Source organism: Pseudomaricurvus sp. ABR4_320, assembly GCF_056159445.1.
This window is the reverse complement of sequence record NZ_JBSWVF010000007.1, coordinates 220,695-242,080: the sequence shown is the minus strand read 5'-3', so window position 1 is coordinate 242,080 and position 21,386 is coordinate 220,695. Positions and strand designations below refer to the sequence as shown.

General features: G+C 50.6%; 17 protein-coding genes. 4 read left to right on the top strand and 13 right to left on the bottom strand.

Going from position 1 to position 21,386, the window contains the following annotated elements; genetic code table 11:
- Nucleotides 1-30 precede the first annotated feature (30 nt).
- Both ACXAFR_RS16205 and ACXAFR_RS16200 read left to right on the top strand, forming a co-directional pair.
- On the top strand, nucleotides 31-1,494 hold the full coding sequence (locus ACXAFR_RS16205) for an aldehyde dehydrogenase family protein (protein WP_475178698.1): 1,464 nt from the start codon (nucleotides 31-33) through the stop codon (nucleotides 1,492-1,494).
- Nucleotides 1,485-2,051: a hypothetical protein gene (locus ACXAFR_RS16200; RefSeq protein ID WP_475178697.1), complete on the top strand. Its 567-nt coding sequence runs from the start codon at nucleotides 1,485-1,487 to the stop codon at nucleotides 2,049-2,051. Before ACXAFR_RS16205 ends, ACXAFR_RS16200 begins: the two co-directional genes overlap by 10 nt.
- On the opposite strand, the gene ACXAFR_RS16195 is transcribed toward ACXAFR_RS16200, so the two are convergent.
- Nucleotides 2,023-3,147 carry an MBL fold metallo-hydrolase gene (locus tag ACXAFR_RS16195; RefSeq protein WP_475178695.1) on the bottom strand — a complete coding sequence of 375 codons (1,125 nt, stop codon included), beginning with the start codon at nucleotides 3,145-3,147 and terminating at the stop codon, nucleotides 2,023-2,025. The genes ACXAFR_RS16200 and ACXAFR_RS16195 overlap by 29 nt on opposite strands.
- Nucleotides 3,148-3,442: 295 nt before the next feature.
- On the opposite strand from ACXAFR_RS16195, the gene ACXAFR_RS16190 reads away from it, so the two are divergent.
- Nucleotides 3,443-3,982, top strand: coding sequence for a putative peptidoglycan-binding domain-containing protein (locus ACXAFR_RS16190; RefSeq protein ID WP_475178694.1), 540 nt, complete (start codon nucleotides 3,443-3,445; stop codon nucleotides 3,980-3,982).
- 150 nt (nucleotides 3,983-4,132) lie between these two features.
- On the opposite strand, the gene ACXAFR_RS16185 is transcribed toward ACXAFR_RS16190, so the two are convergent.
- The 11 genes from ACXAFR_RS16185 to ACXAFR_RS16135 form a co-directional block, all read right to left on the bottom strand.
- Nucleotides 4,133-4,861: an esterase family protein gene (locus tag ACXAFR_RS16185; protein WP_475178693.1), complete on the bottom strand. Its 729-nt coding sequence runs from the start codon at nucleotides 4,859-4,861 to the stop codon at nucleotides 4,133-4,135.
- Between the two features lie 39 nt (nucleotides 4,862-4,900).
- Nucleotides 4,901-5,878 carry an acetylxylan esterase gene (locus ACXAFR_RS16180; RefSeq protein ID WP_475178692.1) on the bottom strand — a complete coding sequence of 326 codons (978 nt, stop codon included), beginning with the start codon at nucleotides 5,876-5,878 and terminating at the stop codon, nucleotides 4,901-4,903.
- A 121-nt stretch (nucleotides 5,879-5,999) separates the two neighbouring features.
- Nucleotides 6,000-6,443 carry a nucleoside deaminase gene (locus ACXAFR_RS16175; RefSeq protein WP_475178690.1) on the bottom strand — a complete coding sequence of 148 codons (444 nt, stop codon included), beginning with the start codon at nucleotides 6,441-6,443 and terminating at the stop codon, nucleotides 6,000-6,002.
- A gap of 15 nt (nucleotides 6,444-6,458) precedes the next feature.
- On the bottom strand, nucleotides 6,459-6,872 hold the full coding sequence (locus tag ACXAFR_RS16170) for a PilZ domain-containing protein (protein WP_475178689.1): 414 nt from the start codon (nucleotides 6,870-6,872) through the stop codon (nucleotides 6,459-6,461).
- A gap of 199 nt (nucleotides 6,873-7,071) precedes the next feature.
- The gene (locus ACXAFR_RS16165; RefSeq protein WP_475178688.1) at nucleotides 7,072-7,803 is read right to left on the bottom strand and encodes a DUF3313 family protein; all 732 of its coding nucleotides are present in this window, start codon (nucleotides 7,801-7,803) and stop codon (nucleotides 7,072-7,074) included.
- 193 nt (nucleotides 7,804-7,996) lie between these two features.
- On the bottom strand, nucleotides 7,997-8,872 hold the full coding sequence (locus ACXAFR_RS16160; protein WP_475178686.1) for an SDR family oxidoreductase: 876 nt from the start codon (nucleotides 8,870-8,872) through the stop codon (nucleotides 7,997-7,999).
- A gap of 173 nt (nucleotides 8,873-9,045) precedes the next feature.
- Complete coding sequence (locus ACXAFR_RS16155; RefSeq protein ID WP_475178685.1) at nucleotides 9,046-10,536, bottom strand: hypothetical protein; 1,491 nt, start codon at nucleotides 10,534-10,536, stop codon at nucleotides 9,046-9,048.
- Nucleotides 10,537-10,680: 144 nt separating this feature from the next.
- Entirely contained in the window at nucleotides 10,681-12,015 is a 1,335-nt protein-coding gene (locus tag ACXAFR_RS16150) for an OprD family outer membrane porin (RefSeq protein WP_475178684.1), read from the bottom strand.
- A gap of 2 nt (nucleotides 12,016-12,017) precedes the next feature.
- The gene (locus ACXAFR_RS16145) at nucleotides 12,018-13,193 is read right to left on the bottom strand and encodes an amidohydrolase family protein (RefSeq protein WP_475178682.1); all 1,176 of its coding nucleotides are present in this window, start codon (nucleotides 13,191-13,193) and stop codon (nucleotides 12,018-12,020) included.
- Between the two features lie 771 nt (nucleotides 13,194-13,964).
- Nucleotides 13,965-16,439, bottom strand: a complete 2,475-nt coding sequence (locus ACXAFR_RS16140) for a bifunctional diguanylate cyclase/phosphodiesterase (protein ID WP_475178680.1) — start codon at nucleotides 16,437-16,439, stop codon at nucleotides 13,965-13,967.
- Between the two features lie 403 nt (nucleotides 16,440-16,842).
- Entirely contained in the window at nucleotides 16,843-19,416 is a 2,574-nt protein-coding gene (locus ACXAFR_RS16135) for a winged helix-turn-helix domain-containing protein (RefSeq protein WP_475178679.1), read from the bottom strand.
- Between the two features lie 238 nt (nucleotides 19,417-19,654).
- Between ACXAFR_RS16135 and ACXAFR_RS16130 the strand changes: the two genes are divergently transcribed.
- Entirely contained in the window at nucleotides 19,655-20,434 is a 780-nt protein-coding gene (locus tag ACXAFR_RS16130; protein WP_475178678.1) for a DUF4329 domain-containing protein, read from the top strand.
- On the opposite strand, the gene ACXAFR_RS16125 is transcribed toward ACXAFR_RS16130, so the two are convergent.
- A complete protein-coding gene (locus tag ACXAFR_RS16125) occupies nucleotides 20,431-21,315 on the bottom strand; it encodes an EamA family transporter (RefSeq protein ID WP_475178677.1) in 885 nt (294 codons plus the stop codon). The genes ACXAFR_RS16130 and ACXAFR_RS16125 overlap by 4 nt on opposite strands.
- Between the last annotated feature and the right edge of the window lie 71 nt (nucleotides 21,316-21,386).

Here is a 21,386-nt window from a genome sequence, read left to right as displayed (position 1 = left end):
CTCCCTGTTAACTTGAGGTAACGCCCCCCTGTGACTGCCGAATACACCCACGACGGGTTGGTAACATCTGCCTGGATCGACGGACAAGCGAGTGACGCTGAGAGCTTTTTTACAGTAACCAATCCCTGGGCAGACACAATACTGGCGCAGGTTGGAGAAACCAGCGCAAAGCTGGCGTCACTCGCCATCGGTAACGCGGCTGCCGCCTTCCCCGAGTGGGCTGCAACGGCACCCAATCAACGATCTGCCCAACTACGCCGATGGGGAGAACGACTGCTGGACGAGCGACAGCAGCTTGCCAAGCTTGTGACACAGGAGTCCGGTAAGCCCATTCACGAAGCGATAGATGAAGTGAGTCATGGTGCCAGTATGCTGTTCTGGTACGCGGAAAATCTGTTGCGGCTGCACGGAGAGACGCTGCCGTCGCACAGCGAAAGCCAGCAAAATCTGACGCTGGTTACACCATTGGGCGTTGTAGCCGCCATTACACCTTGGAATTTTCCGGTCGCCTCCGTCCTCGTAAAATGTGGCGCAGCCATTGCGGCGGGAAACACCTGTGTTCTTAAGCCGGCTGAGCAAACTCCTTTGATTGCCCTGGCGCTGGCGCGGCTCGCCACCGAATCTGGCCTACCGAATGGAGTGTTCAATGTGTTGCCCTGCAGCGACCCGACTGCCATCGGCAACCTTCTGTGCGGCGACAACCGGATACGTAAACTGTCTTTTACCGGCTCTGTCGCCACCGGCAAGCAACTCTATCGCCAGTGCAGTGAACAACTCTTACCGACTCAATTTGAACTCGGTGGTAATGCGCCCTTTATCGTCTTTGAAGACGCAGACATCGATGTTGCCGTAAAACGCATTGCCGCTGCGCGCTACTACAATGGTGGGCAAATTTGTGTCGGCGCAAATCGTATTTTTGTTCACGCCAGTCGATACCATGAGCTGGCCAGTCAATTGGCGGTCCATACCGACGCTCTGGTGTGTGGCGACCCTTTTCAACCACAGACACAAATTGGCCCGCAAATTCACACCGCCGCTAACTCTCGTTTGCAAGCACTGGTTGAGAGCGCCCTCGCTGAAGGTGCCTCAAAGGCAACGCGGCGCCCCTGCTGTGACGAGCAAAACGCCGCACTTTTTTATCCTCAAGTCCTCACGGACGTCAAAGACACCATGAGTATCGTCGAACAGGAAGTGTTTGGACCCATCGCATGCCTACTGCCCTTTCACGCCGAAGACGAAGTATTAAAGAGAGCCAATCAAACCCAGGCAGGCTTGGCCGCCTATGTGTTTACTCGCGACTTTCCTCGCCTGTGGCGCTGTGCTCAACGACTGGAAGCGGGCGTGGTTGGCGCAAACAGCACACAGCTCTTCGCCGCCGACACCCCCTTCGGCGGTATCAAACAATCCGGGTTTGGACGCGAACAGGGCATCCGCTGTCTTGAAGAGTTTGTCTATCAAAAAACCATCTGCCTTGGGACAGATCCATGGAAATAGTCAGCTGCCAACAGGCCTTCGAAAAAATGACCCAGCTAGCGTGCCAGGGAGATGTACGCAACTATGTGCAACACTTGCACATGATGGACTTCACCGTAGAAACGGAACTGTTCGACCGTGCCACTCTAGAAGCCTACAGCGCTTGGAATCTCGAGATGGAGGTTAGCGACGCCCAACGCGCCCTTTTCTCCCCTGAGCGAGGCGGCGGTCAAGGTGATTACCGAGACGGCATGCAGGCGAAAATCGACAATGTTGTCGATTGCCTCACCCACTACCCTCAATCCAAGCGAGCGGTGATTACGATCGCCAACGATCCCTGCCCGCCTCATAATGATGACACTCGAGCAAAATGTTTGCGGGAGATCCACTGCTATCTCGATGCGGAAAATCACCTCAGTGCTACCGTATTTTTTCGCGCGCAGGCCGCCCTGATATTTCCCAAGAACATTCACTTTATTGGCTCTGTCATGACGGCCATAGCCCATCGCTTGCCCAATCGACCTGCCCTTGGCACCGTGTTTTATCTGGCTACTCTGCTGGTGGCGGACCGGCGCTGACGCCCTCAAAAGAATTGCCCGGTAACGCCTGATCCGATTGTGGGAACCAGGTTTCACCGATGGACAGTGTGAAAAACTCCTGCTCACGGATGTTTTCTTCTTCCCGCAAGCGACGCAAGGTTTTTACCGGATCGTCGAGATTTTCCGCGGTGAGTTGAAAGGTTCCCCAGTGCATACCAATACTCTGAGCGGCGCCAATCTCTTTATGTATCGTGATGGCTTCCGCCGGATCTATGTGTTGAGCCTGCATAAACCATCGCGGCTCATAGGCGCCAATAGGAATGAAAGCCAAATCGATACCGGGATAGCGGTTGCCGATATCTCGGAATTGAACGGGGTTATAGCCAGTGTCGCCGCCAAACCACAAGGTAAAGTCATTGAAATTGACCAACCAGGACGCCCACAGACTTTTGTTGCGATCCCAGAGGCCGCGCCCAGACCAATGTTGCGACGGTGTCGCTGTGAGTTGAATGCCTTCACCCTGCCAGGACTCCCCCCAATCCAGCTCGACCACTCGCGTTGAATCAATGCCGACCTTCACAAACCAGTCTTTTAACCCCAGCGGCACCAGGTACATAGGGTGATCGCCTAACTGACGTATGGTCGCTTTGTCCAGGTGATCGTAGTGGTTGTGAGAGATAACCACATAATCGATGTCAGGCAGATCTTCCAGTTGATAAGGCAGAGGCGCCAGCCGCTTGGGACCGACAAAGGAATACGGAGAGACTCGACGCGAGAATACGGGATCAGTAAGCAGGTTCAAGCCATGCAGAGAGACCAAAAACGTAGAATGTCCAATCCAAGTCACTCTCGGCCCATCACTATCGAGCTTTAAATCTCGAAATGTTGTCGCTACGGGTATTCTACCCTTTTGCGCCTCTTGATCCGCCCAGGGTTCATCGCCAAACACTCGCATTTTCATGAAGGTAAAAATTGTGCCGCGCAGGGGCTCTATATAGGGATTACGAAACCTGTCAGACTGATGATGATCGATTTCCTGCGCTGGCGGCGTTTTTTTCTGCCCATGACAAAGGCCTGCAGAGATTGCGATCGCCAACCCAGCCACGCATCCCACTAAAGGTATCCAAGCAGACATATTGACCCCGTCTATTGTCGTGTTTACCGATCAGTTTTAAACAAGTCACGGAACTCGTTCGCCTTCACCAAGGGTTAAAATTTCACCAATTTCGCCATCAATCTCGATCGAAAGGAAAATTTATTTGGCCAGCGCTGCCAATTTCTTGTCCGCAAGTGACAAGCCTCTTTGGCGTGTGAACCCTTTAGTTATAATTCTGCCTATAACTTGGCAATAACACAAAATGTGTTACGGAAATCAGCGGGACGGCCTTGTCCGTCCAAGCAAAAAACATCAGATGGACATTGAGGTGAACGTGAAAAACATAAGCGACATGATCAGCGATATCATCACCCGTGAAAAAGCGTTTGAAAATCGCCCCCTGGATGAAGGTGGCCCATTGCGCTTCGGTATCAGCCAACAGGCCTTGTCAAACTATCTCGGCCGAATTGCCACGAAAGAAGAATTCGAGTCACTGACTCAAAGCACCGCTCGTCAGGTGTTCGAGTACAACCATCTGGTCAAAACCGGCATCGAGTCTCTGCCTGGGGATATCCAGCCTTATTTGGTCGATTGCTCTGCCTCACACGGTGGTTCTCGGGCCATTAAGCTGCTTCAAAACGTCTGCAATCAAGCGGGCTATCAAGCACAGTTGATTGCCGATGGTATCGTCGGTGTAAAAACCCGTGATGCGGCCAACTGGGCAGCCAAAAAATTAGGCAAGGATTTCATTTGCGCATTGTTTGAAGAGAGAAATGCCTTCTATCAGAAGATCATTCGCAGTCGTCCCAGTCAGACCTTTATGGTTCAACAGTGGATATCTCGCAACCAAGCACTGACCACAGCTCTAGCCTGATCGGCTGTTGATTGTTTCCCCCCTTGGATTTGCCGTCTGCTGCTCAGCGGTAAATCCGTCTTTAGCCTCCTTCCCCAATCAGCGTTAAGCGTCGTCTACGCTTAATCGTAATCAGTTTGCTATCGCAAATTGGGCGATCCAACCCTAGCCCTACAAATAAACTTCAACCATTCTTCGCCAGTAGTATCCCGAGTGAGCGCGACCATCCCACAGATGAAGACTGTGGTTGACGCCTTTACTGCTCAATATGCGGCTCAATTGTAGATTGTTGTAGAGAAAAGGATCGGACTTCCCCACCACGAGAACAATGTCCATTGACCGCAATTGTGATAATGAATCTTCTCGTTGTAAGTTGGGCAAAAAATGGCTGGGCGTATTAAAGTAAACATCGTCGTTATAGAAGCCATCGAACAAATCATTAAAACTCTCGACCGCTAGCGTTAAATCATAACGTCCGCTAAACGCGCAGAGTTTTTGAAAAAGATGAGGATGGCGAAATGCAAGATTAGCGGCGTGAAAGGCGCCTAGGCTACAACCGTGGCTGATCGTACAGGGATGAGTGTTGATGCTGTCCATGAACGGAAAGACTTCCTGTAGGACATAGTGTTCAAATTCCAGATAACGTTTAACCCTGCCAGAAGGGTGAGCCCAGAAACAATAAAAACTCTCATAGTGCAGCTCATCAATACAAAACAGCTGCATCGTGCCCGCATCTAATTTGGGGGCGAGTCGTTCCACTAAACGTAGATTCTCATATTCGTAGAATCGACCACCGCGAGTGGGGAACACCAGAACTCTGGCACCACCGTGCCCAAACACCAACAGCTCCATTTCACGTCTAAGGTGAGGGCTCCACCACTTATGATAAGACCTGTTCACCGTAAACCCCAGCGTCCTGCCCGATAGCCACAATACCGATCATAGCGCCTCCGCCTCGCCGACCAGAGGTGCGAAGAACTGTTCTAGCTCCGCCACCAGTTCCCGTCGCTGAGCCTCCTGACGGGGATATTCCATATGTCCCGCGTCCAGCACAAATAACTGCTTATCGCTCGGCGCCATATTGTAAATGGCGAACTGGCCAGGCGGCGTCACCACCGGATCTTGTAACGCTAAAGCACAGTGAATTGGCATGGTTAACCGTGGAGCGGCACAGGCGGCATCGAAATAACTCAGCGTCTTGAGTACTGTTCGAGAATGCGCCCGACAGTGGCTCTGCACCGCTCGACCGCTGCCGTGCGTTGGCAGACGTAAGCGCAACCGGCGCTGCCCAAAGGTAGGGACATTAAAATGTGCACTCGCGATGCGTTTCTCACAGGCCAGCGCCAGCGCTCCAATGCCACCACCGAAACTGATTCCCAAATAGCCAAGTTTGCCTTCCAACTGAGGGAAGTGTGACAATAAGGCCGAGACGCCTAACCAAAGATCTTCAACACACCCTCGCAAAACATAGCGTTTAGGGTCATCTATATGATGCAATACATGCCAATAGGGATCGTCCGAAATCCCCTCAGTACGGCTGCGGGAAATACCTCGAAAGCAGGGAAATAACAGCGCGGCATCGTGAAAGGGCAAATCCAAATCCGGCGCATCTCGCCCCCCGTAGCCGTGACCGATGATAAACCCCCGACGCGGCGGCGCCAGCTTGGGCAGCAACAACCAGCCGCCAATGGTGACCCCATCCGTCGACTGGTAGTGCATATCAAAAACTCGCCAAGGCCCTTGCCCACGCTCTCCAGCAAGCCGAAGTCGTGGTCGTCGGATCAAAACGGTTTGATAAGCCTCCTGCCAGAAAGATTCAAAATCATTCGGTGTGGGCGGCGCCTTGACCTTTAACAGATCATGGAGCTGAAATTTGTGCTCAGGGGCTAAAAAATCGCAGGAAGGATGCATTGGCATGGCTATACAACATTGCAGGGGGGATCGGCAAAAAATAGCAACAGGCCCCAGCATAGCAGCCAGGAGGCAAAGCACCAAATACAGATTTAGAAGTCAGTGATCGTGCAATTTTTCACTTGCTTCAAGAGCGGGTAAATTCTTGAAACAACAGCTCGCAGGCAGGCCCCATCACCGGACCTTCGACCTCGGGGGCATTTTCTACACAATCGCACAACTGCCGACTCGACAAGCGAATCTGGGGCATGAACCGTGCAATCTTGTCGATCGCTACGCCGTAAACCAAGCGCCCTATCCCGCTAAAGATCGCTGCCGACATGCACATCGGACAAGGTTCACCCGTGGTATATAACGTCGCACCGTGCAACTGGCTTTTCTGCATTGTCTCACAGGCTTTTCGAATAACCACAATTTCACCATGGGCGGTTGGGTCGTTACTCCGAGCAACGGTATTGTAGCCTTCTGCCAGTATGCGCCCGTCCTGGACAAGGAGCGCGCCAAAGGGTGTACGCCCAACGCGGGCTTGGCCAATGGCCATATTCATATAGGTGTAATCGTCTTGTGCCATCGCCCACGTACGTAATTAAGGATCCGGAAAATCTCCAGCGTAGCGCCCAATCCACTCGGCGGCTGCCTCTTCCGAGCTCAGGCTACGCCCCTCTTTAGTCTCAATGTCACGTCGATAACTTTCAATATGACATACCTGCTCTACCATTCGAACACGATAGGCTTCTGTCGAATCCTGAAACTCCACCCCTACCGTGTACTTACCATTGATACGACGACACCAGGCAACCCGGGCCAATGTGGATTCTTCTGCTGTCATGACATGGGGAATATGTAGACTTATCAGTGACCGCGGCCGCATTGCCGTATCCGAGTAAAACGCCAAGCCACCATAGCTGATGTCCTGAGCTTCTTCCATGGCGACCGCCTGATCCTGAGCAGTGCGAATTTCAATCGGAATATCAGAGGGATGACGAATGTACTCTCTCATAAGGGACACCTCCATTAACAGGCTGCTGGCGCCAACCCCAACAGTTGGCCAGCCTGCTGCTACTAGAAAGTGTACACAGCAATGCGGAAATTTCTATTGTCCATTCGCAAAAAATGATAGGCTTCGCGACAGTTATACACTCTCTAGAAGCCAAAAATCAGAAACCATGAACGGTGCGACAATCTTTGCTGAAAGAAAATCACTGAGCTGCTGGCGACTGAGCCAGCTCATCCAGATTACGTCGTAAGGTAGACGCCCATTTTTGGGCTTCCAGTCTCACCTCCCGCCAATTGGTCACCGCATTTGATCGCTGCAGATGTGGTAAATCACTCTCTGCCGTTCCCTCATCCTTTGCTCTGGCCAGGATAGTGTCGGTCTGAGAATCGTGAATTTCCAGAATTAATGTCGCACTGCCCACTTCATCGATAAAAATATCCGATCGCCCTACCGGCTCTGGAGGTACATTTGAAACAATGTCCTGCAGACGGGCATTAATAACCAACACACCGGGTCCTGGCTGGTCTGTTAACGTAAAATGCTCGCTGTGACTCAACTCCGTTGTAAACACCTGCCGAAAGGTATCGGCCAGCTTTTGTTTTTGCTCATCACTGAGTGGAAATTCTGTTTCGCCTCCATAGGTTGCCGAAAAACGACTCGCAACACTCTCTTTGACGGGCTTATAACTGAATTCTGGCTCTGCCAACATAATCTTGTCATAGCGACCGATGCTCGCATCCGCTCGAACCCAAACCTCATCCATGGTCGTGTGATCAACTTTGGTCAAGCCATCAAAACTGACCTCTGCATTCGGCCCGGTCTGCAGAGACGGTGAGGCACAACCTGATAATCCTAGAATCACACTTACGGAAAATGCCAAGAGCAAATTCTTCCTCTCTGGCAAACAAAAACGTTGACGATTGACGTTGTTCATTAACCTTTCCTCTCATTAAGCAAGCCACCACTTACGTCGATTCGCGCGTGGATCGGCCTACTCTTTAGTACGCAGGCGTACCAGACAGTTGCGAAAAACAAGGTCAATTTTTGTGAGTATCTGTCGAAAACTGTCGCACATCGAAGATATTCAGATCGTCAAAGACGTGTCACCAGGTTAAAGAACTCAACGGTTATTTTCCACCAGGCACACCATAAGCCACACGCTTCTCGTATTCCGGGTCGTCTTCTGGAAGCGCCAGCGATGCCATAACTTTGCGATGCCCGTCCTCTAGAGCCTGTTTGAACTCTGGATACGGAAGAATATACAACTGATCCCTTTCGATACCTTCTAACGTGAATGCCGCCAGCGTCTCCGGCTCCATTCCGATCTGAATCACCTTTTTAAGATGCTCAAATACCGTTTCATCCTTGCCGTAATAACCGGTATTACTTAGATGTTTGGGGCGCGTTAACACGGCTTCGTGGATATTGGTATTGACGGCGCCAGGACACAACATGGATACGCCAATATGAGATTCCTTCAACTCTAACGCCAGAGTTTCAACATAACCACGCACCGCCATTTTCGTCGCACAGTAAATCCCTGTGGTCGGCAGCGCCATAAAGGCCGACATCGAAGCCGTTGTGGTGATATGGCATTCATCTTCGGAACGCTCCATCATACGAGGCAAAAAGGTTTGCACACCGTTGATAACGCCGATCAGATTGACATTCAATTGCCACTGCCAATCTTCGAGGGTTGCATCTCGCAAGGGGCCGAAATGAGACACACCTGCGGTATTAAACAGCAGTTGCACTGGTCCCAATTCATCCTCCACGCGATCTGCCGCTTCCAGATATGCATACGGATCTGTAATATCGAGCACAACCGGCAGCAGACTGCCTCCGAGAGGAGACAGTTTGTCAACGGCTTCCTGCAGGTGGTCCTCGCGGATATCCGCAATGGCAACCTTGCAGCCAGCTTCAAGCAACCGATAAGCTTGTCCATAACCAACCCCGGACCCACCTCCGGTAACAAACGCCGTTTTATGCGTGATCGCTGTCATGTGGTAATCGCTCCTTGAAATTATTGTTATTTGAGCCGGCGATTCATTAGAGAAAACAGGGAATCACCGGCATGGGAGCGAAAAGAGTAGAACTGGCGCATTTCTGGGTCAATTCATGCCGGTGATACAAGCCGTTCCATTTTATGCACCAGAGCTGGGACTAGAGTATCGTCTCAAAATGCCAATATCAGGTCTGAACTCACCACCCAACCATTACCGCCGACCGCGAAAGGAACGCTGCTATAACCCACTGGAGAATCCTCGAGATACAAGCCTTGCAGATTCAACCGCACCTCTTTGCGCTGGAATGGAAACCAATTGATGCCGGCACTAAAATCCCATGGGTTACCGTACTCTCCCAGAATCTTTGAGTATGCAATGTAACCCTGTAGGGAGCGCGGTTTAAGCATCGCGGACCCCTGTATTTGAAAACCTTCGTCATTCAGCTCTGAAATCGGTAAATTGCCGCCACCTGTGGTAGAGAAATCATCGACCCAACGTTGATAATATTCGGCTTCGACAGACAGGCCCTGATATTTAAATCCACCGTTTAGCGCCATCATCTGATAGGTTGCCTTACGAATATCGGTATCGGTGCCAAATGGATCATCGCTAAAAATTAACGTTCCATCCGACAGGCGAATCTGAGCATTCTCAAACCCTTCCGTGCCCGGTTGCCCCTGGGCATCCTCTCGGCTGCGCGTAAAGTGAACGCCAAACAGTGTCGAGAAATTCTCATGCATTTCATAATCGCCAAGGCCGGCACCTGGCCCGTACTCACCGGTTGTCGGCATCCACCAGAGCGCTGTGGATAGGGTATTTAAACCATCATCCAACTGTGAGGCATTCACTCCTAATTGGCTTAAATTGTTGCCCAACATAGCCCGATATTCGAGCCCCGGCAGTAAACTGCCAGAAGCCCAGATACCAGATGTGTAGGAACCACGGAAAAATTCATCGGCAATCGTCCGATGATCATTCTTCAACCAATTGGGAAAGGTGTAATTGGTCGAGCGAGTGCTGGGCAGGGCTCCGATACCGGCATAGAGATTAAAAGCGTCGTTAAACTGATAGCCGAGATTGCCCGCAACAACAACCTGAGCCGGATCGCCCTGACTGGTATTGGACGTCCAGGTGTAAAACAGGAATCGAAAACGAGGATCGAACAACCAACCCTTGAAGTTCATGGTCAGCTTTTGAAATTGAATGTCATTGCGATAGTCAATCTCAGAGGTCCGCCCAAAACTGTCCGTGTAAGTCTCATCCAACCCACGCTGATTCAAATAACGAGCATAGGTAAATACACTAAAATCTAGTTCTCCTAGTTCTGTTCGTGCAAGCACAAAGCCCTTGCCGGGTTCAAAACGTCCCCAGGCGTTGTCTGCATCTGCCGAATTTGCTATCGATTCCAGTGGTTTTGTTTTCGGCGTTAAAGGTAATTCTTCTTCGGCCACGTCCAGCTGCAACTTATTTTCCAATGCTTTAATCCGTGTATCGAAAGAATGAATGTCCTCCAGCAAACGCTCGCGCATTTTTTGTAACTCTTTAAGCTCCTCTTCCGTCGTAAGATCTGCCGCAACGGAGTTGAAAGACATACATGTGAGTAAACAAAACGACATCACCCTTGACGTTTTTAGAGGGCTATTCTTTTTAAGCGAAGCCATAAGCGCATCCTGCACTCGCGAACTGCGATAGTAGAGTTATGGGTATCTCTAAGAAGGGTTTTTTGAGTTCTGGCAACGTGATGGCTGTGATCGCTCATTACTTGCTTGCCAGAAATCGAAACCCCTATTTTATGAAAGGTGCCCTTATATCAAATCCAGATCGTAATTAACGATGATACGAAAATCGAAAAAATCATCACCGTCAGCGACACCTTCTTCCTGATCAATCCAGGCTGCACGAATTCTGATCCACAAAGATTCCGCAGATCCGCCCAGAAAGTGTGCATCGAAAGTTAAGTCATATTCCGTTTCATCGGGCGTCGCATGAACGCCTTTATCGGGGGTATCCCCTCGTACAACATTACCAAATGCACTCAAATCTGCATTGGCAAATTGACCTAAATCCATAGACACACCAAACATCATCGCCTGCTCACCTGCCCGGTCAAAATCATCGACAATGACGGAGAGATAATTTGCTGGATTACCGAAGGGTTTTTGCAAGGGGTGATCGCTGTCTGTCACACTGGCGCCCAGACGCCAGGTAAACTCATCGATGGAATACTCCAGCTTTGCAGACCAAAGATCGGTTGCGAAATCACCAATGGCCTGGTCACCGACGCTGTACTGATTGGTGTATTGCAAACTCGCTTTTGCGGACGTTGCCGACGTGAGCGTCAGCCCCTGCTCTGTCTTAAAGAACCAGGTATCGAAAACATCATCGGTATGCTGATAGATTCCGCCAACCAGAAGTTGATCAGAAAGTGTGTATCTGGCTCCCAGCAGAGCGGTTCCCCCGTCATCATCCGCTCCAGCCGCCTCCGCCATGCTGATAAATTGATCATCGTTCTTGCGTTTAATGTCGGTGATATAACCGCCAATATACGAAAATCCCTGATCAACTGCCGAGCCTATAACCACCCCTTCAAACGTATTGGGAACCATACGGATATCGTGTTTTCCCAGGTAAGGGAGATCCAGACTCTGGCGACCGGCTCTGAGACCCAGGGTATCCGTCAACCGCAGAGTGACGTTCGCCTCCCCCAATACCGTAAACCCTTCTGGTCCTGGCTCGAACAACAGTGTGCCGTCTTTATCTGAAGGGCCATGGAGCTTCTGCGATGTGAACAGCGTGGCAGCCACCTGCAGTCGCTCCTGCCACCAACCCGACTGATAGGCAAGTGAGCCTCCCAATGCCCAACCCAAGTTATCAGGATTCTCATCACGGTTTCGATTGAGATAGTAGGTCCTTGGCTTTACTTGCAGCTGACTGTCGGAAAACACGGGCATGCTTTCAAGACGCTGCAACAAAGGCAAAAACTCACTGTGCTGATTGGGTTCCGAGGCAAAGCCCTCAACGTGATATTCGTCGGAACTTTCCGGTTCGATCACGTCAGTCGACTGACTCAAAACCGAACCGGATACCAATAACGCCGGTCCTATACAAACCAGATTCCAGACGCGTAAACGATATCCCATGGTTAATTCGCCGAGGGAATTTCCGGAACCTCATAAGGACACACGCTGGGCGCTTCGAAATCCAAGTTCATTAGCGTGAAGTAGTTCTCTCCTAGGGCAATTTGACGAAACGCATTGTTATCGAGAAACTTCAACGCTCGACTGGTTACATCAAGTTCTTTGGCGTATTGATCTCTGGGTTTGGTATCCGCCGCGACAAAATCTGTGCCCGGTAAAATCCGTGTTGGATACGCATTAAAGAAGTCGATAAACACGTCGCCCCACTGGTGGTAGGCATTAAAAAGAACATCCCAGGAAATATCGAGCATCAAATTGGGATAGGTATCGAGAAACTCTTTCATCAGAGCCACGTGCTTCTGTGGATCCATCGTTGTGAGTTCTTTTGATAACCCCATATGCGCCCAAACAATTTTATTATCGGGATAGTGTTTTAGAACACTTTTCATCAAGGGCAGAAACTCAGTGGGATTGTCGTCATTCCCTAAATCGGAGTGTAAGGTGACAGGAATATCCCTGTCCCGCAGCACCGCCATAAATGGCGCCCACTGTTCAATCGACGCTTCCGTTGAAGGCTCAGCCAAATTCGGCAACAACGCCTGTTTCATCACATTGAGTTCTCCCGACCAGGAAAACATGCCCGGATATTCTCGATCGTAGAGCTCAATCAGTTCCACAATATTTTCTGGATGCGCCAAGTCCATAAACGTCATGGATAAGGTGATGTGCAGGTTCTCATGGGGGTAAGCCCCATAATTCATACCATTCACGAAATCATTTTTAATACTGGGCTGCGCAGCCACACCGGGGCAATCCAGATAATAGGTGCAACCGGAATTCAATTCCAAGACCTGTCCAATACCAAAATAATTGACAAACCTAACACTGGTTTGATCAAAAATATCAATCATTTCATCAGGAGGAATGGCTGCCCCACCAAAGGGGCGAGGATGAAAATGAGCATCGACAACGGCAGTATAAGGTTCCGTTGCTCGATCATAACAAGCCTGCTCAACACTCGGCTTAGAAAATGATTCTAGAGAACGTTGACTGTTTGCTGGGGTATTGGCCAGCTGCTCGGTAACCGCGCAGCCACCGAGCGCCATAACCGTTAATCCCATCGCGGTATATCGCTGAAATCCTCGGCCAAAGGCGCGGGGCAACATCCGTGTTAACACCATAAAAACCAATCCTTGTTTTTTTGTTGATGTACACAATTTCCTTTAGAGTCGTGATCTCTCAAATTCACAGAACCTCGCTCGATGCAAAGATTCTTTCTTGGACTTTTCCGACGACTCTCTAGGACGCATTATTAGCAAGTCATCATAACCAATTTATGACAATCTCCGTAAAGAACAATATGCTGCCAACACCGCCAGGATGTAAATAGAAAAAAGAATATGAGGTGCCAATTTTGACAAGAGCGCAAACATTTGCCCCACACCACAAGTCAAAATTGCACTCTTTCAACCTGTAGTCGTTTTATTGAAAGTCATGACAGATTGGCAGTCGATATTTCATTACCGTGAAGGAAACCATTTCGGAAATTCCCTACTATCCTTTGCTAAAGCTCCCTCCTGCTCAAGTATACGCCCGGTGTTCAAGCCGCTTTGAGAGAATATTCAAGGGTGAAAGCATTCGCCAATTGCGAAGATGACCCGATACTTCCGATCAAAAAAGGAGAGTGATTCAGCTAAGTGACCGCCTCGCGCGGGTAGCGTCGTCGCTAACGGAATGACCGTCGAACCACATATCTAAGGAACGTCTGATTCGTGTTGGCGAGGCAGCCAGTACAAGGCAGTCATGGCCGAAAAACGCTGGGACCGCCCCCTCGGGTTTACGTGGCGTAAATGGGCATTTTGATATCATTATTAACGTGGCGAAGGCAACGTAGGTAATTAATCAGAGGTTCCCGAAACGACGTGATGCGAAAGAGCTACAAGACGCCTTTGTCAGGCGCCAACCCGCGCATCATTTTCATAGTGACCAGCCAGCCAGGTGGTCGCCTGATTGGCGGGCATCGGCTGTGCGAATAAATACCCTTGCAGGTATTGACTGCCAAGTTCGGCGAGAATTGCGGCTTGTGGCGCGGTTTCCACACCTTCCGATACCGTCGTCATCCCCAAATGTTGAGAGATCGCAATAATAGACTTAATGATGACGCCAGAGGCACCGCGGTTACTCAATGCCGAAACAAAGCTGCGATCAATCTTTATGACGTTAATCGGCAGTTTTTGTAAATAAGACAGAGAGGAATACCCGGTGCCAAAATCGTCGAGCATTAAGTCACATCCAAGATCCCGGAAAGCTTGTAACCGTTTTTGAACCAACTCGGTATCCCGCATCAACACGCGCTCTGTTAATTCGAGTTTGAGCTGCCCACGATGAATCCCGTAATTTTCGATCACTTCTGCGAGCTTCCGTTGAAACCGCAGATCACTGACTGAGACGGGCGCCATGTTGACACTGATGTAGAGCGTCGGATCGAAGCCCCGTCGGTTCCATTCGCTGATTTGCAGGGCTGCCGATTCCAACGCCCACAAACCGATACTGGCTATAATTCCACTCTTCTCAGCAATGGGAATAAATTCAGCGGGCGAAACCATTTCGCCATTGGCACGACGCCAACGGGCCAGCGCCTCGAACCCCTTGGCAGATAGATCATTGGCGTCAACAATCGGCTGGTAGTAAAGCTCCAGGCCGCCATTGGCCACGGCAAGCTTCAACTCCCCTTCAAGTTCACGCCCCCGCTTAGCGGCTTCGTCCAGTTTTGAATCATAAACCGCCCAAGTAACCCCTTCTGCGGCCTTGGCTCTTACCCTGGCCAGCCCCAGGTCCCGCACGACGTCATCTGCGCGCTCGTAACTTTCTGCACACAGCGCCATCAAACCGATACTCGCCCCGACTTCCAGGACGACGCGATAAGGGCGCAGGGATTCCTTAAGGACATCGCAGAGAACGTCTGCGAACTCATCGAGAGGGGCCTCTTCCGACTCAACAGGTCGAATGACAGCAAATTCATCACCGCTCAGTCGCGCAATCATGTCGCCATCACGGGCTTGTTCGTTCAGTTTATTGCCAATGTACACGAGAATTTGATCCGCGCGATCATGCCCATAGCAGTCATTGATCAAGCGAAAATTGTCGAGATCGAAAATAGCGACATGATAATGCCCTGGCCTGCCTAATTTGGACTTCAGGTACTCCATAAACCGAAAGCGATTTGGCAGGCGGGTCAATGCGTCACCGTAGGCGAGATCCTGAAGTTGCAGCTCTGCCTCTTTTTGATCCGTGATGTCCAGAGCACTCGCCAAGCCGCAAATACTCTCCCCCGTTTCACCCCGAGTCATGCTCAGGTAGAGCCAGTGCTTTTCACCGGACGCAGATACGACTTCCAACTGAGGGTAATAGGTTTGCTGTTTCTTAGGCGCGTTTTCATCGAGGATTTGCCGCGCATAAAACAGAAATTCATCGCCCAGCAAGGTACCCACAGGAATACGCAGCAGTTGTTTGGGGGAATATCCGGTTATCTGACTGAGTGCTGGGTTGGCGTAGGTAATAAATTGCTCATTAAAGGTAAAAATGGCAGTACGTGTCGTGTCTGCCAGGCGCTGAAAGCGAACTTCACTGTGCTGTAAGTTGCGCCCCAGTGCGACAAAGCGGCCATCGACCACCATTGCCAGAAAAAACGACGACAGAACAATCAGTGCCGCGACACTGACCGCAACGACCATCCAGGGAGACGAACTGTGGACGCCGGTAAGAACCGTATCGGCGTTGGGCTGAAAATACGTGGCCGCCATGGCAGTAAAGTGCATCGCAGCAATTGCACATCCCATAAGCACAGATCCGCCTATGGAAGCCACCATGCTCGCAGAGGTCGTATCACGCCCCAAGTAAAATTTTGCCAAAAGACCGCCGTAGGCAAAAATCGCGGCAGCAATCAGAGAAAAGAAAAACAGCGATGGGACATAGTACATATCGGCAGAGACTTGCATCGCCTCCATGCCTAGGTAATGCATGGATCCTATGCCCGCCGCGAGGATTAACGCAGGCAAAGCCAGCCCCTTCAGAGTCCGCTGATCCTTCCGCAATAACAAAATACAGCCTGCGGTTGCCACAATCGCCGGTACAACACTCATCGCTGTGATCAGTGGATCATAAGACACCGCGACGACCGTTCGAAATGCCAGCATGCCGGTAAAGTGCATCGCCCACACGCCGATACCGGCGGCAAAACTGCCAGACAGCAGCCAAACATACCGCTCAGATCCGCTGGATTGATGAAAGCGTCTGGCCAGAGGATAGAAAACCGATGCCGTAATAATGGCGATAAGGAACGCAGCGGCACACAACCAGTGATCGTGATGTGCTGGCAGGGCTGACTGTGAAAAGTCAGAAGGATCAACAAGACGCCAAAACGCCATAGAAGCGGCCAAATTCCGTTCCGTTAGTTACTCGTTAGCACCACTGAGACAGAGCGACGTCATAAGGCGGAAGACAAGAACACCTATGCCGATCGACCCTAGGGTTAAATCTATCGTCACCAATGTCACTGTAAAACTCGAGAATCTGATCCCTATCGTTAGAATGTTATTCCTTATAACTTAGAGTGAATCCCTCTCAGTTATAGATATCTCTCGCTATCCCCCAATGGACCTCTGTCTGGCGCGACCTGCATGATTTACGTCGCACCAACTCACAGCGTGCTGTTTACACGAGTATAGACAAAACCAAGCAGACTGCAGGGAGATCGCGAGGACATCTGCGTTTTGTGACGCAGTCTACACTTTGGCTTCCAGCCAATGCCCACACCCGCAAAACAGTGTTTTAAATGCCAATTTTGGCGAGCATTCTCTGTTTTGTTCGATGCTGCAGCTCAATATAGTCTTGGTTGGAATCGTCAAAGATCTCGCTGATACCAGGATCCTCCAAATACCGCTGAAACATTGGGTCGACGGCACCGGTAACCATTATCTGAATGTCATCGCCTTCCAAGTCATCAACCAGGCTCCGAGCCTGCTCCGCATCCCCTTTAATAATATGGAGCATGACTTCAGAAAGCTGCAGAGCTACGTGGCCCCATCCAGCGCTGTGAAGGTCACGGATACTGCTATCAACCTCACTCAAAATAGCTTGCTTGTCCGCTTCTTGCCCCAACCTTCCAGCAATATCAGCACGATACAAATCCAGTGATAACTCTATATCTGGATCTCCCCAGCACAGCCCACCCAGTTTTTTTGCCTCTTCCATAAGGCGGCCTGCTAACTCAAAATCAGACCGCCCATAAGCTCCAAGCCCTTGCCAATACAAGCTCCTCGCCCTGTTCGATTTATTGTAATTTTCACAGGCAACTTGTTTATCGTGGATGTCCGTTATAGAAATAGTCGCGAGACGCTTGGCGATATCATCGACCAGATCGTAGCGCTTCTGAACCAGCGCTCGGGTCATATCAATCTGCACAGACTCCAAATCTGAAAACACCGCCACCTGGTGCTCAATGAGCCTTTCCGCTTGGGACAAATTCCCCAAACGTAGCAGCGCCATACTGACGCTGTATGCGGCAAAGTTCTTTTTGTCTTCTCCCGAGAAGTTATGCAACAGCAAGAAATCAAACGCTTTATCGTACTGCCCAGTTGTAAAATAGCTGTCGAGTATTTGCTGAATCAGCCTTTCATCACGGGATTGCTCAAAAAACTGATTGCCCAATTGATTGGCTTCGTTATAGCGTCCTTGTAATTTTAATGCGGTAAGAAAATTCGTCTGAATCGATGGATGTAGGGGATCATTATCCAGAGCGCGACTGTATTGGTTAAAGGCGTCGTTTAACTTTCTCTCTTCGAGAAATGTTGTTCCCAACCACATACGCGCCATGGAATACGAGGGCTTTAATTGAACAGCGCGCTCAAAAGATTGACGCGCCGATGGTATATCCATAGAAATGGAATATACCAACCCCTTGGAGGCATGCGCCTCTGCCAATTGGGGGCCTAACTCCAACGCCCGATTAGACGCGTCCATGGCCTTACGAACAGAATCTTGTAGTGGCAGATGCGCATATTGATAAGAAAGGCTATAGGTGTCAGCCAAACCTGACCATGCCAGAGCAAGATCTGGCTGAATGACAATGGCCTCCTGAAACTGTTGCTCGGCCGCATTGAGTGACCGTTCGGTACGTTGATGCCACAAATGGCGCCCCTGCACATAATGGCGATAGGCCTCCGGATTCATAGGGGCAGGCTCACTAAAATCAGCGCTTAACTGTAACTCCAAATTTTTGCTGACCTCCTCGGCGATATCCTCTTGGATCATAAATACATCGGACATATCGCGGTTAAAGCTGTCAGCCCACAGAGGGTGTCCAGTTTCAGCGTCGGTGAGCTGGACGGTTACCCGCACCTGACGCCCCTGGGTACGAACGGTCCCTTCGAGTAGTACATCAGCGCCTAGTTGGCGCCCGATTTCTCGAACATCTATCGCTTTATCTTTAAAGACCAAAGATGATGTTCTGGCGACTACCTTCAGATTGGGAATCTGGATCAACGCATTGCGAATATCCTCTGCAACCCCATCGACGACATAATCCTGTTGATCATCGCCACTCAAGTTGGCAAAGGGCAGTACCGCAAGGGTCTTAGATTGTTCTGGCATGGCCTCTGCTCCGCTGGCCTTTTGCAAGCGCCGCAAAGCCTCCGACAAGGACTCTTCCGTTCCATCCTCGTGCATAACACGAATGCCATCATCACCCTGAAATAAAATCGCCGCAGTGATACCGAAAGTCACCAATGCGCCAATAGCCATGACAAAGAAGAAAACAAAGCGCCACAGCGTTCTCAAGGTCCGTGATACAAAGTTCACGCCGCCGAGGGCGACTTTGGTTGAACCGGCTAAAACCACTTTAGGAAAAGGCGTACCTGAGGCCGTTTTATTGCTGTGATCAACCGGTTCTGGTTCCGAGGCTTTGGTGCTGGATATCGCAGCTTGAGCTTGCGTCGCCGAATGCTCACCGGCCATGTTACTGGACGTACTCTGGGCGGTTTGCGCTAGTGATACCGAGTCAGCGCCGGCAACCTCCAGGGGACGAACCGGCATAATTAGCGCATATCCCCGCTTGGGTAGCGTGCGGATATACCGCTTCTCTCTGGCCGTATCTTGCAACAGACTGCGCAATTCGGAAATGGCTCGGGTCAGCACCTCTTCACTGACCACAACCCCAGGCCAGGCGTCCGCCAGAAGAGCTTCACGAGACACCGTTTCACCAGGTTTTAACGCCAGACAGAGCAGAACGTCCATCAATTTGGGCTCAACATGATAGCGAGCTTCACCCCGAGAGAAAGCGCCAGCCAGTGGTTCGACCAACCAATCCCCAAGATAAAAGCCTGATTCAAGTTCCGACTGTTCCATTTGCCGCCACCAGGTCACAGAAATCCACACAATGTCAAAACAGCCACCAATTTATCATAAATGCATGATTTATAGGGTGTTATTGTTTTGTCGCGAAGGTTTTCCGAAGGTTTCCGAAGCTTTGTTTATGATCTTTAAGTTTATCGTGACTATACCACCGACTTCCATCAGGCGCCGCTGACCCCGAAAAACGAGACTCCTCACACCGCCACAGGACACAGGTCAAGGAGGAAGTCTCATGTTGAACATCCCGCTCCAATCGCTGCTCCAACAATGGACAAACCCGAGTCATTTTTATCGCCCTAGCCGATACCGCTTACCGATTGCTTGGGTTGCATTCATCTGGCTAATCGCCATGAATGTGCAGGCACAATTGATCGTACCAACGCCCCACCCAACCGCTGACGCGGCGGCGATTGCCGCAGGGAACTTTTTCAATCCGATTTCAATTTCTGAAGACAGGGAATTTATTGGCACCATTTTGCAACATGCAGAGGAAGGCTACTTTATTTATACAGTGACGCCCGGAGAACGCTTTAGCGGCCAGGCCAGTACGCGGCTGATTGGCCTAAAGGGTTATCACTTGCGGGCGTTTTGGCATACCCATGGGGCGGAGCACTGGTCACGCAAGTACTTTTCAACAGGCGACACTCGCCTGGTTAAGCAGTGGCAGCTTCCTCTTTATATGGCAGACCCCTTTGGCAATCTGAAAGTACACCGCCCTGGCGATCCACTCATTTCCAAATTAAAAGCTCGTAAACTGGGATTGGATGGACATCGCGGATTTTCAGAAGGGATTACCGTCACTGATGCTCGCGGACCGGTGAAACTCTTGACACACATGCGCGACTGGCAGGCGCTCGCTCAACGTAAGAATGCCGACCAAGGCAAGCTCACCTCATCGCCCAAACCTACATCGCATTCCATGACGACAATGGTCGATTCCTGGCGCCTAAACGTCGACTCAGGCTTGGTAACAGGCAGTATCCTTCAGGGATTGCGCGCCATGGCTCGCTAAACGGTCGCCACCGTGACAAGAATGACGCTCAACAGAATCAGCGCACCGCCCACCCATTGCTGGGCGGTCATTCGTTCGGCAAAGCGAACACGAGAGTAATATAAGGTCCCCAGAATTTCGACCTGGCCCAGGGTTTTCACCAAGGCCGGATTCACCAGCGCAAACCCGGTAAACCAGCCAATAGACCCCAGAGAACTTAGCACGCCAACTTTGATGTTCAACGACCGGGATCCCTTTAAAAAGACCAGAGGATCACCGCTTTTAATCACCTGTAGACCGCACAAAATCAACGACTGCAATGTCAAGACGTAGCACAAAGTCACACCAGCGCAGACGAAGATGGATCCCTCCAGTGAATGACTGGCCATAGATGCGGTAACGGACGTCACCGCAAAGCACAAACCGCTGCCCAGGCCGAAAATGAGCGATTTATCTTTGTGCATACCACGCAGATTATTAAAATCCACACTCATCACCAAAGCTCCGGCCATTCCTACGGCGACCCCCAACCAGGCAGTAAACGACAGCAAATACCCGGCAATGACCAGCCCCACCAATGCCGCCAGTACCGCTTCCGTCTTAGCGAGTAAAACGCCCAGCGCGAAACTCCCCGACTCAAACACCCGCAACATCAGATAGGTCGCCATTACCTGGGCAATGGCGCAGACACTGGCGGTAATAAAGAATCTTTTTGAATCGGCCAAAGACACCGGCCCCAGACACAGAAAGCAGATCAGCAAATAGAGGCTGACCAACGGTAAACCGTATAGAGATCTGGCCATCGTGGCGTGTAGAAAACCGCTCTCACGGGCCAGAGAATTTTGGTAAGCCGTCCGCGCAGACTGACAGGCTGCAGCAAAAAGTGTAATAACAACCCACATAAAACGACCTTCCCATACATCACAAGGATGCGAAGGATGCGCCCATCTTTCCCATATGTAAAAGGAATTAA

What these genes read in the sequence shown, in the direction of transcription:
- ACXAFR_RS16200 (WP_475178697.1), top strand. Translation starts at nt 1,485, where the DNA reads ATGGAAATAGTCAGCTGCCAACAGGCCTTCGAAAAAATGACCCAGCTA.
- ACXAFR_RS16195 (WP_475178695.1), bottom strand. Translation starts at nt 3,147, where the DNA reads ATGTCTGCTTGGATACCTTTAGTGGGATGCGTGGCTGGGTTGGCGATC.
- ACXAFR_RS16180 (WP_475178692.1), bottom strand. Translation starts at nt 5,878, where the DNA reads ATGCCAATGCATCCTTCCTGCGATTTTTTAGCCCCTGAGCACAAATTT.
- ACXAFR_RS16175 (WP_475178690.1), bottom strand. Translation starts at nt 6,443, where the DNA reads ATGGCACAAGACGATTACACCTATATGAATATGGCCATTGGCCAAGCC.
- ACXAFR_RS16170 (WP_475178689.1), bottom strand. Translation starts at nt 6,872, where the DNA reads ATGAGAGAGTACATTCGTCATCCCTCTGATATTCCGATTGAAATTCGC.
- ACXAFR_RS16165 (WP_475178688.1), bottom strand. Translation starts at nt 7,803, where the DNA reads ATGAACAACGTCAATCGTCAACGTTTTTGTTTGCCAGAGAGGAAGAAT.
- ACXAFR_RS16160 (WP_475178686.1), bottom strand. Translation starts at nt 8,872, where the DNA reads ATGACAGCGATCACGCATAAAACGGCGTTTGTTACCGGAGGTGGGTCC.
- ACXAFR_RS16155 (WP_475178685.1), bottom strand. Translation starts at nt 10,536, where the DNA reads ATGGCTTCGCTTAAAAAGAATAGCCCTCTAAAAACGTCAAGGGTGATG.
- ACXAFR_RS16150 (WP_475178684.1), bottom strand. Translation starts at nt 12,015, where the DNA reads ATGGGATATCGTTTACGCGTCTGGAATCTGGTTTGTATAGGACCGGCG.
- ACXAFR_RS16145 (WP_475178682.1), bottom strand. Translation starts at nt 13,193, where the DNA reads ATGGTGTTAACACGGATGTTGCCCCGCGCCTTTGGCCGAGGATTTCAG.
- ACXAFR_RS16140 (WP_475178680.1), bottom strand. Translation starts at nt 16,439, where the DNA reads ATGGCGTTTTGGCGTCTTGTTGATCCTTCTGACTTTTCACAGTCAGCC.
- ACXAFR_RS16135 (WP_475178679.1), bottom strand. Translation starts at nt 19,416, where the DNA reads ATGGAACAGTCGGAACTTGAATCAGGCTTTTATCTTGGGGATTGGTTG.
- ACXAFR_RS16130 (WP_475178678.1), top strand. Translation starts at nt 19,655, where the DNA reads ATGTTGAACATCCCGCTCCAATCGCTGCTCCAACAATGGACAAACCCG.
- ACXAFR_RS16125 (WP_475178677.1), bottom strand. Translation starts at nt 21,315, where the DNA reads ATGTGGGTTGTTATTACACTTTTTGCTGCAGCCTGTCAGTCTGCGCGG.